This is a genomic window from Edaphobacter aggregans DSM 19364 (genome assembly GCF_000745965.1).
In the GTDB taxonomy this organism is placed as follows: domain Bacteria; phylum Acidobacteriota; class Terriglobia; order Terriglobales; family Acidobacteriaceae; genus Edaphobacter; species Edaphobacter aggregans.
The window spans coordinates 11,701-27,588 of record NZ_JQKI01000073.1; the positions used below are offsets into that span (position 1 = coordinate 11,701).

The window sequence follows — 15,888 nt, forward strand, 5'->3', positions numbered from 1 at the left end:
AAATCGGCTGCACGCCCCCACTTGTCGATGAGAGCGCTCAGGCCACCATTTGCAAGCCGAGGAAGACACGGTAAAGGATGCTCGACGCCTTCCTTCCCACCCTTCGACGCCGTCCGTCTGAGGGCTACGGCTGTGGCGCACTCTCGACGCTGGGAAGCGGAGGCTGCCTATGGTGCATTTGGGGTTCATCCGCCTCGTATCCCGTTCTCTGCTCGGGATCACGCTTCGGGGCCTATCCGGCGCCCTGCGGCACAGCGCTCTTCTGCTTCGGCTACGCCGCCCTTCAGGTTACGGTTTCCATCTGGGACGGACCCTCCGTAAATGCAGAGCTTGGCACTTGGGAGCCGGGCCCTCTCGCTGGGCTTCGCCTAGTGTGACCCGAGCAGGATACGGGAAATTCAACGAAACGGAGACTACCTCATGTACACGAACAAAGTAACCCTCATCGGATTCCTCGGCAGCGACGCAGAAGTTCGCACCAATGAGAATCGCAAAATCACCACGCTCTCGCTGGCGACGAAGAGTTCTTACAAGAAGGAAGGCAAGTACATCGAGCACACGGAATGGCATCGGTGCGTCGTGTTCGGCAAACTCGGAGAGTTCGCTGGGAGCCTGAGGAAGGGCGCACACATCATGGTCGAGGGAGAGCTGCGGAGCCGCGAATATGACAGCAAGAAAACGAACTCGAAGCAGACTCTTTGGGAGATCCGGGTGGACTCGATTCTGAAACTGGATCGAGCAGCCAAGGCTACCCCGGAGGAGCAGGAGAGAGAAGATTCTCCCGCAGAGAACGTGCCCGCCTAAGCCATTTCATTTGACCGTTCGGAAGGTCGGCTGACGCCGGCCTTCCATCGCTGTGAGGTTCCCGCTATGAGCTTTGATCTGATCCTTCCATTTCTCCGTCCCATTGAACCCCTTTTGATGGACGGAAGCGTGAGCGAAATCATGGGAAATCCCGATGGCACATGGTGGTCCGAACGTGCGGGCGTCATCCGCCATGAACCTTCCATATCAATGGCTGCGGATAAGCTCCAAACGGGGCTTGAAGTCATTGCGAACAAAATGGCGAAGAAGCTGGACGCAGACTCCCCGTTACTCCATGTTCAGTTGCCGGATGGAAGCCGGCTTGCCGCAGTCCTCCCGCCCGTAGCGAAGCCTGCGCCGGCGGTCACAATTCGAAAGTTCACTAGCCGACATTACACGCTCGAAGACCTCATCAGGAACGGCACTCTGACGAGAGATATTGCGAAGTATCTGTGCCAGCAGATTGTTGCGGGAAAAACGCTACTCATCAGCGGAGGAACAGGGACTGGGAAGACGACTTTGCTTCGCATCCTGGCGGATGCAATTCCGACCGAACAGCGGATCGTGGTCATTGAGGATACCGCTGAGTTGGCGATTCAAAAGCCCAACATTCTCGCGGTCGAGTGCCAAACAGATACGTTCAAAGCGAGCATCACATTCGATGATCTTCTGAAGTCTGCACTTCGCTGGAGACCGGACCGGATCATTCTTGGAGAAGTTCGCGGGATCGAAGCTCGTACGCTGCTCGATTCCCTCAACACAGGCCATAGTGGATCACTCGCCACAATTCACGCAAATACTGCTGAGAAAGCTCTGCATCGTTTCACCAACCTTGTGATGCGAAGCCATGCGCAATCCACGTATTCCGATGTCGAAGCGGAGATCGGTGGGGCTGTCGACTTTGTCGTCCATATTGAACGTCAGCCGGGACGCCGAGTTGTAAGTGAAGTGCTCGCACTTTCCGGCTATGACCGCGATCTAAAGCAGTTCCATATCGAGCCCATATTCACCGCAAAAAAGCACGTCCCATTCTTCGAATAAAGGAGTCCTCCTATGCCTCTCATTGAAGTCACTCAAACTCGCCGAGTCACAGCGAATGTTCGTTTCGATGACGCGATCGTTATGCAGATCAATCAATACGCAGCCTTCATCGGTGCAACACCTGATGAAGTCATCAACAAAGGTCTCGAATATCTCTTCGAAAAAGACCGCGAATTCGCCGTCTTCAAGAGCTCGGATCAATCTAAGAATGTTCCTCAACTTCTTCGCCCTCGTGGTACTGGGAATTCGGTTCCCTCTAAGACGCCTCCGAAGAAGCCGTCTGTCGGGGTGGAACCCAATGAAGCTGTGGCGGTTCGAAGAGCATGATCCTCCATCTAAATCGTACCCGGTACGAGAACGGTGCTTCGCACCGGGTAAAAGTTGACACTCCACCCCTGAAAGGGTACTGCCAAGGAACTTCAGTTCCTCGTTGCGAACTTTATCAAATGTCAGACGTTAGCTACCTTCGCGTTCCTTGCTAGGAACAAGTCAGTTGGAGCACTTATGCCCGGACAAAGCGAAAAACGTGAGAACAATTTGCGGCGCCTGAGAGGAAGAGTGGCGCGCTCGCGAAGCATTGGTACGAAGTTGACGCCTGATGAGGAGCGTCAGATCTTGGCGGCTGCCGAGGCAGAAGGGAAAGCGCCGAGCGAATGGGCACGTGATGTGTTGTTGCGCGGGGCAGTCGCTGGCAATTGCGGAGAGATGGAGATGCACCTCTTTACCGAGCTTGTTGGTATCCAGATGCTCCTCATGAATGCGCTCGAACCGCTCCTGCGCGGCGAGAAGATGGCCCAAGAACAACTCGCTGCCCTCTACCGCCGGGTTCAGACAACCAAGGCCGCGCAAGCGCAAGAACTACTCGCCAAGCGCGGCCAGAACAAGGAGAAATGACTATGGCGACCGTTCAACAATGGGGACGTAAAGAGTCAATTATCTGGCCGCCGCGTGGCTACGTTTACACCCTCGGAGCATTCATCTTCGCGTGCATATTAGCCGGTCTATTCATCTACATCCGGTTTCAATACGGTCTTTCGCCGCTCCAGCGTTACTACCTCCCGTACTACGTGCGGACCGAGACTGCCGGCTTGACTCATCCCGTTAGCCAATACCAATTGCTTTATGTTTCGGACGGTGAAAAGCCGAGCAGAGCAGCGCTGGACAGTGATATGCAGCCAGGCTCGACTCCCCAATTCGGCGGCAAGCCGTTGCCTCTGATGCTTACTCCAGAAGCGGCGAAGCACGGCACGTTCTATCTGATGCGCGAAAGCCTCCGCAACTATCAAAACAAGGCGTTGCATGCATGGATCGCTCGTTGGATTTATCAGGATGTACCGATCTACAGACTCTTCACGATGCAACTCGTCTTTGGCCTCGTTGCCTTCGCGTTGCAGCTACCATTTTCAATTCGCAAGGACATTCGGCGCATCAAGGATCTTCGCTATGGGCGGCGCCTCAAAGGCCCAGTCCTTGTGAATGGCAAGCAGTTCACAAAGGCCGTCGCCGGGAACGGCATCGGAATCACGACCAACGATTCAAAGCAGCCGTTGCGGATTCCACGGGATGCCGAGAACAAGCATTTCTTGATCGTCGGCGACACCGGCAGCGGCAAGTCGAGCGTCATTCGCCAGATGCTTTATCAGGTCGAAGCGCGAGGTGACAGCGCCATTGTTTACGACCCGGCCTGTGAGTTCGTGAAGCAGTTTTACAATCCACATCGCGGCGACATCGTTCTCAATCCTCTTGACGCTCGAATGCCGTATTGGGACCCATCCAAAGAGCTGCGCCGCAAAGCCGAAGCAAAGGCACTGGCCGTCTCGCTTTATCAACCCGAAGGGGTGTCCAATCGCTTCTTCGTTGAGGCTCCGCAGAAGATATTCGCTCATCTTTTGACGTATCTGCCGACGCCCGAGGACCTGGTCAGATGGATGTCCGACCCGGCTGAGATTGATCGTCGCGTCAAGGGAACCGAGTATTGGATGCTGATCGATCCGAAGGCTCCACAACAGAGGACCGGCGTCCTAGGCTCACTGAATATGAGCGCCGACAGCTTTCGCCTGCTTCCCAAGGAGAATGAGACAAGCTCGGCTTGGACTGCCACACAGTGGGCCGAGTCCCGGCGAGGGTGGATATTCATTACATCCCGCCCGACCATGCGCGAGGCGCTCCGCCCTCTAATAAGTTTGTGGATCGATACTCTCGTGTTGCGCCTCCTCAATGAGCCGATGCCCGACCAGAAACCTGTCTGGTTTGTGATCGACGAACTGGCCAGCTTGCAGCGTCTGCCACAGCTCCACACCGCCATCACTGAGAATCGGAAGTCACAGAATCCGGTCATCCTCGGATTCCAAGGTCGCAGCCAGATGGATGCCCGCTATGGGCAGGATGCCGAGGCGATGCTGTCGCAGCCGGCCACCAAGATATTCCTGCGAACGACTGAGCCCCGTGCTGCCAGATGGGTAAGCGAAGCAATCGGTGAAGTCGAAATCGAGCGGCTTAGGGAGACCCATTACGACGGCTCGCGTGCGGGCAAGAACTTCGCTCTTGACCGGCAGACCGAGCCGCTTGTTCTGCCTTCAGAAGTCTCAGGTTTGGATGACCTGCGTGGCTTCTTGAAGTACGGGAATCATGTCGCCCGATTCTCGTTCCCGTTCATCGCTCTTCGGGAGAAGAACCCCGGATTCGACGAACGAAAGATGGACGACTTGATCATTCCGAGCACTCCTCTTCCTCCAGAGCCGGAGGAGATGCAAGGGAATCTGCTGGCACCGGAACACGCTGTCCAACCGTCCGAGCACCAGTTGGAGTAATCGCCCATGCTTACCATTTCAAAGCCGCTCTCTGCGGGTCAGGCACAGACCTATCACCAGAGGGAATTCACCGCGAAGGAGCAGAACTACTGGTCACGGGGTGTGATCGCAGGGGAGTGGCAAGGCCGTCTCGCTGCACAGTTCGGCCTCGGCGGTGCGGTTTCCGCTGAGGCTTTTGGAAAACTCAGCCAGGGACAGCACCCGGAGACAGGCGAGCAACTCGTCCGACAGCGAGCGTCCTACGAGTACCAGGACGCCGACGGAAAGACCGTCAAGACAATGGAGCATCGGGCGGGATGGGACGCTACCTTTTCGACTCCTAAGTCCGTTTCGTTAACAGCGCTTGTCGGCGGAGATGATCGGGTGCGAGAAGCGCACCGCGAGAGCGTCAGCACAGCCCTTGAACAGCTCGAATACTACACGCAGGCGCGCATTGGTGGGAATCATCCGCCCCAGACCACAGGCAAATTCATCGCCGCAAAATTCGAGCATGATACAGCTCGCCCGGTGGATGGATATGTTGCGCCGCAACTCCATACCCATGCGGTCATTTTCAATCTGACTGAGCGGGAGAACGGCCAGGCACGCGCAATCCAGCCGCAAAGCCTCTTCGCCTCGCAGCAGTTTGCCACCGCCGTCTATCAATCTGAACTGACCTACCGACTGAAGGAACTCGGCTATGAGATCACGGTTGGTCGGAGCGGAGCGCCGGAGATCAAGGGCTACACGCAAGAATACCTCGACGCTTCCAGTCCGCGGAGTCAGCAGATTCGCGAGTATATGGAGCGTACCGGTCGCAGTGGTCGGGAGGCTGCAGAGATTGCCGCGCACTCAACGCGCGACCGCAAGGAGATCCACTCACCCGCGGAGGTTATGGCCGCGCATCGCAGGCTCGCCTCCGACTTCGGGCACCAGGCGGATGCCGTTGTTCGAGCGGCACGAGAGCGGCAACAACATCAGGAGAAGCCCATAAACTCAGTCGATCGGGTCCGGGAATCGCTCACTTTTTCTCGCGATAAGAATTTCGAGCGTGAGGCCGTCGTAGACGAGCGGATTTTGATCCGTGATGGGCTCCGGCGCGGTATGGGCGATGTCACCTATGCACAGGTTCGTGGCAATCTCAATGCTCGAATCGCTTCCGGAGAATTCCAGACAGTGGAGCGGGCGCACATTCCCGGTCGTCAATTCACGACAGCCAAGACTATTGCTGCCGAGTACGAAATCGTCAGCCGTGTACAGGACGGCCGGAACCAAGTCGAGCCAGTTCTCTCACGATCTGAGGCAATCTCCGTTGCCGATCAGCACCAGCACCTCAACCGTACTCAGCGGAGCGTGGTTGAGGACGTGCTGAGTTCGCCAGACCGTATTCAGGGCATCCAGGGTTTCGCCGGATCGGGCAAGACCACGACGCTCTCTGTCATCCGCGGCGCTGCGGAGTATCAGGGGTATCAGGTCGAGGGATTTACCCCAACTTCCCGCGCTGCGCGGCAGCTTGGCGAGGCCGGCGTCCAGGCCGGAACGCTGCAAGGATTCCTGGTCCGGTCGTCAGTTCCGGCCACCACAGATGAGAAGCACTTCTACTTTGTCGATGAATCGAGCCTCGCCTCCACGAACCAGATGCGTGAGTTTCTTTCCCGTCTCGCCCCTCAGGACCGTGTGTTGTTGATCGGAGATACGCGTCAGCATCAGGGCGTCGAAGCCGGCCGCCCATTCGAGCAATTGCAGGAGGCTGGAATGCGCACCGCCAAACTCGACGAGATCGTGCGGCAAAACGACCCAGCATTGAAATCTGCTGTCGAATTGCTTGCCACAGGTCAAGTTTCGTCCGCGCTCGACGCTCTTCAGAAACAGGGACGTGTCAGGGAAATTGTCGACACTGAAGAGCGCATACGGGCGATTGCCAGAAGCTACAGTGAGTCACCTGAAAAGACGCTCATTGTTTCACCAGATAATGCTTCACGGCGCGAGCTAAACTCCGCCGTGAGGCAAGAATTAAAAGCCAACGGCACCATTGGATCCGAAGATCACAGCTTCCGGATCTTGATCCAGCGCCAGGAAATGACCGGGGCGGAACGTTCCTGGGCCAGTCGCTATGAGATCAACGACGTCGTCCGTTATGCGCGTGGTAGCAAGAGCGCCGGTATCCAAGCCGGAGAATACGGAACAGTAGTCGGCATAAACTCGGCCGCCAACGTGCTTACCGTCGAGAAGTCCACGGGTGAGCGAGCCAATTACGACCCACGCCGCCTCGCCGGCGTCAGCGTCTATCGTGAAGTTGCGCATGACTTCTCTGCCGGCGACCGTATTCAGTTCACTGCTCCCGACAAGGGGCTGGGCGTCGCCAATCGCGACCTTGCCGTCATAGAGTTCGTCGGACCTGATGGCCAAATTACTGCCCGTCTCGACAATAACCGGCGCGTAGAATTCGACGCCAGTCAGCACCGCCATTTCGATCACGGTTATGCGGTTACTAGCCACAGTTCTCAGGGAATCACCGCAGAGCGCGTCTTGGTCGATGCTGACACCGGTGTTCACCCGGACTTGCTCAACTCTCGTTTCGGCTACGTCTCGATCTCCCGCGCGAGCCACGAGGCCACTCTCTTTACTGACGACATCACTAAGCTCAACCCGAAACTGAGCGTCGACGTCTCCAAGACCTCGGCAATCGAAATGAGTCAGACGCCCTCAGTTGTCCAAGGAATTGGAATGGGTATCTGAGAATTGAAAACCGTGATATGGAGAGCCCGTCCGCCAGCCTCCACTAGATCCATCTTCTCGCTCAATGCACGCTCAAAGACTATGGAGGAACTCCGGGTTCCGAACAATCAATCGTGTCCGAAACCTACGACAAGGCTAGCAGAACGACGTAGAAGTCAGAAGTACATTACAAGGATCATCAAAGGCGATTTGTGAGGTCGTGATCCTGCACATCAATGTCGGCCACTGTGCACCATTGTTGGCCCCTGTACAAAGCTCTGGCCACTACCAAAGAGTGTGCAAAGTCTCATCCACGCCGGAGGCGTGCTGTGCCGCGGTTGCGGTTCGGTCATCAGGGCGATGTCCGGCTCGAGTTCAGGGGGAGTAAGGTGCGGTTTGCCGACAAACCAGGAGTAACGGAATAGGTGACGACAAGCCTTCTCAGGACTGAGTCACCGCGCGGCCGCCCTGTTTCCAAGATCGTCTGGCGTCTTCCGCGGGGAACCTGGCGCGTTTGCTTGGCGCGAAACCCGCCAGCGGCCTTAGGCGCCGTCGGTTCCAGCCGATCCGACCAGCCAACCTGCCCGAGAGCGCGAGCGCATTGACCGCGTGCGGCAGCAACTCCGGCGGCCACTCGCCTCGAAGACGTAGTTCACGCCGCGGCTCGTGATGCGGCGCAACTCCTTGGCTACGTGGTGCCGCGCAAGTTGATCCTGTGCGTGGCTCCGAGTTCGAAGGCCACGCCAGCCGAGCATTGACGTTGACGTCAGGCCAGATCAAAGACGAGCACTTCGCTATTCCCCGTCTCAGATCCTTCGATCTCGAGCAGAGCTTCATCGCTGACGGCTACCGCATCTCCAGTGGAGAGGGAAGTCCCGTTCAATACTATGCTTCCGTCGATCACATGAACCCAGGCATGGCGACCATCCTTGAGGCCGTATGTCAATTTGTGACCGGGCTCGATCTCGGCTACAGAGACTCTGGCATCCTGGTTGATCAGTGCCGCTCCTGGCTCTCGTTCAGGTGAAGCGAGAATCTTGAATCGATTCTTCTTCTCTTCCGCTTCGAACTTCAGTTGTTCATACGAAGGTTGAATGCCTGTGCTCCTGGGCTGAATCCAGATCTGCAGGAAATGTACAGGTTCAGAATCCGAGCCGTTGAACTCGCTATGCACGACTCCGTTTCCCGCAGACATGCGCTGAATCTCGTTGGGCCCAAGCACTTCGGTGTGGCCCATGCTGTCTTTATGCGCCAGCTTGCCCCTGAGAACATAGCTGAGAATCTCCATGTCCCGGTGCGCATGGGCGCCAAATCCTCTGTCAGGCGCAATGCGGTCCTCATTGATGACACGGAGCGAGCGGAATCCCATGTGTTTCGGATCGTGATAGTTGGCGAAAGAAAATGTGTGGTATGAGTCCAGCCAGCCGTGATTTGCGTGGCCTCTTTCATTTGCTTTGCGAACGGTGATCATTGTGATGCTCCTTGATGTGTCCTTATCGATTCCAGTGCTGTCGGTCTCGCTTCTTTCGATGCCGCACTTGCAGCGAGTCCTACTTTCTTGAGTCCTCGATGCAGAGTTGCCAACTCTGCCGGCGATAACCCGCTCATAAGCGACTTAAGTTCCGCCTCGTGGCGGCGGTAGATCTCCGAGATGAATTTCTTTCCAGCAGATGAAGCGTTTGTTTCTTTGCTGTTAGATGGAATCAATCCGATGCTAGTGTCCGCCCGACTCTGTTCAGGTAATCGAGTGGGTCCGCAAATGCCTGCGACGATAGAAGCTCGCTCTCCATCAGTGTCATGCCCGTCTGGATTGCAACATGATTTAAATAGGCCACAGCTTCGCTATCGGCGTCGCCTTTTCCCTCGCGGCCAAATACAAAAAGTCGCTTTCCGGAGAGTGACTGTGTTTGCGCCAACTGACGCACAAGATCAGTGAACTCCGCAAGCTCATGAATTGGAGTTTCTGCTTCGACTCCGACCACGATGGCTTCAGCCCACACAATGTCGGAATCTTTCAGCGTTCCATAACCTTTGTGTTCGAGCTCAGCTGGTGCTGACGATGTGAGGTGTCTTAATCGGATCAAGGCCCCAGACTGCACAGCTCCAAGACCAGCCGCGAGGGCAAGGGTCTCGGTTCGAGCTTGAGTAGCTTGAAAGATGACGAGTACGTTCTTCATTGCGGGATCCTTAACTCTGAGCTTGCGGAATGACTGTCTCCAACCTTCGCGGTAGATGGGAACTATCGAACGAGCGGTCCGTCAATAGGAAAAACAGAATGAGGGTCGAAGCGCGTCACCATGATTTTCGTTGTCGGCTTCTGATCCCCCGCGGTGACAGTGATAAGCGAAGCGCGTGCGAGATCGGTTGCCCGACCCGCGATTCACCGCTGCTTGATAAAAGTGCCGCTTTGCAACTCCGCCATTGCCTGGCGCAGTTGTTCCTGCGTGTTCATCACGATGGGCCCGTACCAAGCCACAGGTTCCTCGATCGGTCTACCCGATACCAGTAGGAAGCGAATCCCTTCCGGCCCGGCTTGCACCGTAATCTCGTCACCGCGATCGAACAGCACCAGCGAGTGGTTTCCGATGTCGTACGCCGGCGCTGCCTCGGGTTTCGCCGCGTGCTCGGTAAGAACAGCACGCGGATCGGAAGCATCGCGGAACGTACCTGTGCCAGCGAACACATAGGCAAAGGCGTTGCGAGTCGTCTCGACCTTGAGTCTCTTCCTCTGGCCAGGTGCTACCGAAATATCCAGATAGTTCGGATCAGCGGCCACGCCTTCCACCGGCCCCCTCTGGCCCCAGAACTCGCCGCAGATGATCCGCACGCGAGTGCCATCATCATCTGTCACCTCCGGGATCGCGCTCGACGGAATGTCCTGATACCGCGGGTCGGTCATTTTCAGCGACGAGGGCAGGTTCGCCCACAGCTGAAAACCGTGCATGCGGCCCTGCGGGTCGCCACTTGGCATCTCCTGGTGCAGAATGCCCCTGCCAGCGGTCATCCACTGCACGTCGCCGGCCGTCATTTGCCCCTTATTGCCCAGGCTGTCGGCATGTTCCACCGAACCGGCAAGCACATAGGTGATGGTCTCGATGCCCCGGTGCGGATGCCATGGGAAGCCGGCGAGATAATCTTTTGGGTTGTTATTCCGAAAATCGTCCAGCAGCAGAAAAGGATCGAATTCCTTTGTTTTCCCAAAGCCGAAGGCACGCTCCAGCCTTACACCGGCGCCTTCGATGGTAGGTTTCGTCTGAATCACTTCTTTCACGGCACGGAGCGACATAACTTCCTCCTTGTTGCCGCCGGGAACACGCCGTTTCGATGTGTCCCCGGCGGCGGTCAATTCAAGCCTTCACGAACTGGAGATCAAGAGTGATAGTGATCTCTTCGCCTACCAGAACTCCGCCCGTCTCGAGAGCTGCGTTCCAGGTCAAGCCAAAGTCCTTGCGGTTGATCTTCGTGGTCGCCGCCACGCCAATGCGGGTATTGCCCCAGGGATCCTTGGCGGCTGGAGAAGGTCCTTCGAGAACGAATTCCACGTTGCGGGTTACATTGCGAATGGTCAGATCGCTCGCAACCACCAGATCGCCATCGGGATTGCGGTAGATGCGCGTCGACTTCAGGGACATAGTGGGAAACTCTTCCGCGTTGAAAAAATCGGCGCTCTTCAGATGTGCGTCGCGGCTTTCATCGCGCGTGTTAATCGAGGCGACCTCAATCGCGGCTTCAACGCCGGAGAGGGTTACATCGGTTTCGTGCAGGTTCAGGGCTCCTTTCACGGCGGTGAACTGCCCTTTTACGTTCGAAATCATCATGTGCTTTACCTTGAACTCGGCGATGGAGTGAACCGGGTCGATGTTCCAGGTGCTGATGGCGGGGGCGGTGAGTGTGCTCATAGTAGTGGTCCTTTCAGCGTGTTAGATTTAGTTTGAACGATAATCGTTGCAACAAAGAGTAATTCAAAAAAAATCAGGGAGCCAATCGGTCTCGGCTGTCGCGCAGCAGGTCGGTCAAGGTGCGCAGGCGCGCCCGGCCCAGGTGGCCTAACTGGCGTCGATGGGTTTCCCGCACAGGCTCGTCAAGTCGAGCCAGAAGTTCCAATCCTGCCGCAGTGATTTGGGCCATCACCAAGCGTCGGTCCTTGCTTTCCCGGCAACGGGATATCAGACTCCGCTTCTCCAGGCGATCGAGCAGGCGAGTAATATCTGGGTCTCGGGTGATCATGCGGTTCCCGATTTCGCTGCAGGGTAGCCCGTCCGGCGCGCCGCGCAAAATTCGGAGGACGTTGTATTGGTTAGAGGAGAGATCCTCCGTCTTCAGCACCTGCGTCAAGCGACGAGACAGCATGTCTGTGGTGCGCATCATCTCAAGGTATGTTGCTTCCTCGAGACAGGCGGTCGGTCGCGGCTTATTTTCGGATTGTGTCGATGTCCTCAATTTAGTTACAACGATAGTCGTGATAACGAACTCTGTCAATAGTAGACGGGCGTTTGTTGAGCTGACAATGAGACTGTCCTCCCTCTCCTCATGCTTCCGCGACTTTCCGGCCATGGTCCGGATGCTGAGACATTCGAGCGCACCACCGTCGCCGATCTGAAGCCGCGATATCTGGTAGCGGCACGTTCTCACGATTGTGCCTGGATTACGGGCAACCTGGAAGTAACCCGAAATGCCTGTGAAGTCCGCTTTTCGAATAACTACAATTCTCAACTATTGCGTACAGGCCCTAGCACATTTCCACACTCTCGACGGCTGGAAACGCGCTAAGGCGATGACGCATAAACCGAGATGAAAAGGCCGTAGCTTCCGAATTGTCGTCAGCCACCTAGAAACCGATCGAACGTGGGACATGAGACGGTGCTGATTAGCTAGCCCTGACCGCACAACGTCATCACCAACATGTCTGTCATAGAATATTTTCTAAAGGCTCCGGCATCGTTCTCACGGCCAGCGGACATTCAGCGCGTAGATTTCCTCATAGCCGGTGTCGCGCGTGAAGACCGGAGAGGCATCCGGCGCGACATTGATCTGAGTATCCCCGTAATTCACCGCACGATGAAAGTCTTTCAGGCTCGTGATGGTTTCTACCCGCTGGTCGGCGAATCGGAGGCGCAGGGCCTTTGGTTCCGCGCCTTTAGTGGTGAAATAGAGAAACTTGCCGTCGGGCGATATCATCCAGTGCTCAATGTTGCCTACGTATCGTGGGGCGAGGTCGGTCCATTTCTGGGTTTTCACACTAAAGGTCAGGAAATTCGTTCGCTTTTCGTTAGGGGCTACCAGGCTGTCCTGGGTAAGCCAGAAGCCCCACATTTGCTCAGAAGAAGGAACAATGGATTTCTTTCCGGTTCGGACGTCGGCGATCACGCCACCCCCGCCGGGCGGGACATAGAGTTGATAGTAGAGATAATTTCCGTCGGGGGACCAATTCGCACCGATGCCATTCTCGCTAATCCTCTGCGGCAGCCCGCCTTCCATGCCAATCACAAAGACTTCACCCTTATTCGTGTGAAATGCGACCTTCGTTCCGTCCGGGGAAATGAACGGGTAAAACACGTTCATTGGAGGGTAGGTCAGCTGCATACGTTCGGTTCCATCGCTGCGGCTGCGCCACAGAGTACGGTCCGGATAGGAAGCGTAAGCAACCCATTTTCCATCCCTGGAAAATGTTGGATCTGTCGCCGAAATTCCAGAGAGGAACGGCTGGAATTGATGCGACTTCATGTCATAGCGAACCAGTTCGCCGCGCCGCTTCGTGCCGAGGACGAAAATCTGTCTTCCATCACGGCTCGGGGTTGGAGACGAGTAGGGCAGCGGTCCATTGGTGAGTCGGATCGGTTTCCCCGGGCGGCGGAAAACCCCTGTTTCCATCGGAATCGCCCAAATGTCGGACTGTAGGCCGTTCCGGGATTCATACACGAGATATTTCTCGTCCCAAGTCCAAACAAAGCAACATTCATCGGGACTGAGCTTCCGGAGCTCGCGGAGACCTGTCCCGTCCGCTGCTATGTCGAACAGCCTGCGATTGCCTACTTGCTCCTGGGTCAGGAGAACCCGCTGGCCGTCAGGTTCAACCCACACTCTCCCAACGAACCCAGGAAAGGAGACCAGCTTGTGGGGGTTCAAGCCGTCCTTGTCGGCAATGAACCAGTCCGTTCTGCTGTCTGTTCCTGCAGCATCTTTTCCCGGAGTGAATTTAGAGAAGGCGATGCGCCCGTCCGGCAAGATATCCGCATTCTGCGTCTCGATACCGCCGAGTCGGCGCGGTTCTCCCGCGGGGAGCGGAACTGACCATAGAGCGTATTTGATGTCATGAGCGATTCCGACTAAAGCGAGTAATGCCGAACCGTCGTGCGCCAATCCAGCGATATAGAAATTTGCAAGCCTGGTTTCAACCAGTGCTGTCGGTCCACCGGCCACGGAGACCTGCGCAATGTTCCAATTGCCAGGCTCGCCTTCGTTGAAGTAAATCCGCGATCCATCAGTGGCCATCATGGATTTCGGCTGGCCATCTTCGGTGAGCTGAGTGACGGATTCCACCGCTGGAACTGTGGGCGGCATGCGCCACCATACGATCAGCGCAGCGATCAGAATCGCGGCGAGGCCGGTCGCAGGCAACCATAACCACCGTGAACGCGAGCCTTGGGGAAGGGCCGTAGCTGAACTGCTTCCCGAATCCGACAAGGCTTCGAGTGCAAACGCCAAATCCGATGCAGATTGAAAACGCTGCTCGGCATTCTTCTCCAGGCAGCGATGAACCACCCGCTGCAGTCCTGGAGGAGCAGCCTGCACAATCTGCGAAAGGCTGGGCGGCTCCTCGTTCAGGATCGCGGTCATCGTCTCCGCGGAGGTACGCCGCTGAAACGCGCGCCTTCCGGTAACCATCTCGTAGAGAATCGCGCCGAAGGCAAATACGTCGGTATGGTGGTCGACGGGTTTCCCGCGGACTTGTTCGGGAGACATGTAGCCGGCGGTGCCCATGACCATGCCGGGATCGGTTCCTGCCGTCAGAGTCGGCGCAGCGCCGTCCAGGTCCGTTTGGCGCTGGGTCAGTTTGGCCAGGCCGAAGTCTAGAATCTTGACGCGTCCGTCTTTGGTGACAAACAGGTTTTCGGGCTTGAGATCGCGATGGACGATGCCTTTGTCATGCGCCGCTGCCAGTCCATGCGCGATCTGAACGCCAAAGTCGATGGCTTTGCGAATCGGTATGGCGCCGTGCCGCAACAGCTCCCTGAGAGCGCTGCCCTCCAGTAACTCCGACACAAGATAAGGCGCGCCCTCAAAGACGCCGAAACGGTGGATGGCCAGAATATTGGGATGGTTCAGGGCCGCTGCGGCCTGCGCCTCCTGCTCGAATCGCCGCAGTCGGTCTGGATCTCGCGAAACAAACGAAGGCATAACTTTGATCGCGACTTCACGCTTCAGCGCCGGTTCGCTCGCGCGGTATACCTCGCCCATCCCGCCTGCACCTAGCAGGCCGAGGACTTCGTATCCATCCCATTTCGTCCCTGCGACTAACGGCATGGTAAGGCGGATTATAGCTCCAACACCACACTGTCTGACAGAGTTCTCTTTGGGTGAATGCAACCACCCGGAGTCCCGGCGACGACTCCCGTGTTACGGTCGACTCTGAAGTAATCCCAAGGTAGCATTTCGGCCTGCCAGCGTGCCGAATATCAGCTACTGAACGTTATTGATCAAAATAGCATTGCTCGCCGACATGCCCCGAGACACCGCGAGTTGGGTGCCATCGGGTGACGAGGCAAAAGACCATACAAGGTCGGATTGAAAATTGGTCAACTGTTTGGGTTTGCTTCCGTCAAGAGGATAGCTCCAGAGATTTGAGACGCCGTTTCGGTTCTCGACGCCGACCCACGACTTTCCATCGTGGGACCACCGAAAAGGTGGCCATGTCAGCCTAGACGCCAATGGAGGAATTTCAAACAGCTTAAGAGGCGTGCCACCTTCTGCTGGCAGAACGCCTACCTTCAGCGGCGATCCATCTGATTTCCGGAACAAGCAAGCGATCAGCTTGCTATCGGGCGACGCGTCAGCCCACCAGGAGTAACTGCTTGTAATCTGAGCGGGAGTGCCGCCATTGCTCGGAATCCTCCATATCGTTGACTTTTCTGCCTCGCCAACGGGCGGGATTGAGGTGTAATAAATCCAGCGGCCATCGGGGGACCAGGAGGGCCCCGCTTCTCCTCCCTCGTCCGTAAGTTGTCGGGGATTGCCGCCGTCGATATCCATCTTCCAGATGTGGGGAAGGCCAGTGCGACCGCCGGTAAAAGCGACGAAACGCCCGTCGGGTGACACGGATGGAAACTCATTGGTGAGCGTGTTCGCCGTCAGCTGCTTAGGGTTGCGTCCGTCAGTACCTACGATCCACAGGTCCTCATCCCCGCTGGCATCGCTCCCGTAAACGATCCTTCCATCTGCCGTCCAGGAGAGCCACGACGCCCACGACTCGGTCGCGAAGGTAATCTGTTTGACGGCGTTGAGGCGTGCGCTTGGCGCGACCCAGATGTTCGATCGC

At 56.7% G+C, this 15,888-nt stretch carries 12 protein-coding genes and 1 pseudogene; 6 read left to right on the top strand and 7 right to left on the bottom strand.

Translation table 11 applies throughout. The features are described 5' to 3' along the window. The first annotated feature begins 420 nt into the window (after positions 1 to 420). The 6 genes from Q363_RS21835 to mobF all read left to right on the top strand — a co-directional run bounded on the left by Q363_RS21835 (position 421) and on the right by mobF (position 7,373). Positions 421 to 804, top strand: a complete 384-nt coding sequence (locus Q363_RS21835) for a single-stranded DNA-binding protein (RefSeq protein WP_035354760.1) — start codon at positions 421 to 423, stop codon at positions 802 to 804. A 66-nt stretch (positions 805 to 870) separates the two neighbouring features. Next, a complete protein-coding gene (locus tag Q363_RS21840; protein WP_035354763.1) occupies positions 871 to 1,845 on the top strand; it encodes a TadA family conjugal transfer-associated ATPase in 975 nt (324 codons plus the stop codon). Positions 1,846 to 1,857: 12 nt separating this feature from the next. After that, the gene (locus Q363_RS36535) at positions 1,858 to 2,172 is read left to right on the top strand and encodes a hypothetical protein (RefSeq protein WP_051979132.1); all 315 of its coding nucleotides are present in this window, start codon (positions 1,858 to 1,860) and stop codon (positions 2,170 to 2,172) included. A 177-nt stretch (positions 2,173 to 2,349) separates the two neighbouring features. Then, complete coding sequence (locus Q363_RS21850) at positions 2,350 to 2,739, top strand: hypothetical protein (protein ID WP_035354764.1); 390 nt, start codon at positions 2,350 to 2,352, stop codon at positions 2,737 to 2,739. A gap of 2 nt (positions 2,740 to 2,741) precedes the next feature. Continuing rightward, positions 2,742 to 4,655, top strand: a complete 1,914-nt coding sequence (locus Q363_RS21855) for a type IV secretion system DNA-binding domain-containing protein (RefSeq protein ID WP_035354766.1) — start codon at positions 2,742 to 2,744, stop codon at positions 4,653 to 4,655. Between the two features lie 6 nt (positions 4,656 to 4,661). After that, complete coding sequence (gene mobF, locus Q363_RS21860) at positions 4,662 to 7,373, top strand: MobF family relaxase (protein WP_035354768.1); 2,712 nt, start codon at positions 4,662 to 4,664, stop codon at positions 7,371 to 7,373. A gap of 745 nt (positions 7,374 to 8,118) precedes the next feature. On the opposite strand, the gene Q363_RS21865 is transcribed toward mobF, so the two are convergent. The 7 genes and pseudogenes from Q363_RS21865 to Q363_RS21895 all read right to left on the bottom strand — a co-directional run. Further along, a complete protein-coding gene (locus Q363_RS21865; RefSeq protein ID WP_035354771.1) occupies positions 8,119 to 8,823 on the bottom strand; it encodes a pirin family protein in 705 nt (234 codons plus the stop codon). A 232-nt stretch (positions 8,824 to 9,055) separates the two neighbouring features. Then, a complete protein-coding gene (locus Q363_RS21870; protein WP_035354774.1) occupies positions 9,056 to 9,529 on the bottom strand; it encodes a flavodoxin family protein in 474 nt (157 codons plus the stop codon). 203 nt (positions 9,530 to 9,732) lie between these two features. Further along, positions 9,733 to 10,638, bottom strand: a complete 906-nt coding sequence (locus Q363_RS21875; RefSeq protein ID WP_035354776.1) for a pirin family protein — start codon at positions 10,636 to 10,638, stop codon at positions 9,733 to 9,735. 61 nt (positions 10,639 to 10,699) lie between these two features. Beyond that, positions 10,700 to 11,251 (bottom strand): YceI family protein, encoded by a 552-nt coding sequence (locus Q363_RS21880; RefSeq protein ID WP_035354779.1) that lies wholly within the window; start codon positions 11,249 to 11,251, stop codon positions 10,700 to 10,702. A gap of 73 nt (positions 11,252 to 11,324) precedes the next feature. Further along, a complete protein-coding gene (locus Q363_RS40895) occupies positions 11,325 to 11,720 on the bottom strand; it encodes a MarR family winged helix-turn-helix transcriptional regulator (protein WP_157467320.1) in 396 nt (131 codons plus the stop codon). Positions 11,721 to 12,296: 576 nt separating this feature from the next. Beyond that, a complete protein-coding gene (locus Q363_RS36545; RefSeq protein WP_084080634.1) occupies positions 12,297 to 14,876 on the bottom strand; it encodes a WD40 repeat domain-containing serine/threonine protein kinase in 2,580 nt (859 codons plus the stop codon). A gap of 156 nt (positions 14,877 to 15,032) precedes the next feature. Continuing rightward, positions 15,033 to 15,888, bottom strand: a pseudogene (locus tag Q363_RS21895) (PD40 domain-containing protein); the annotation flags it as partial.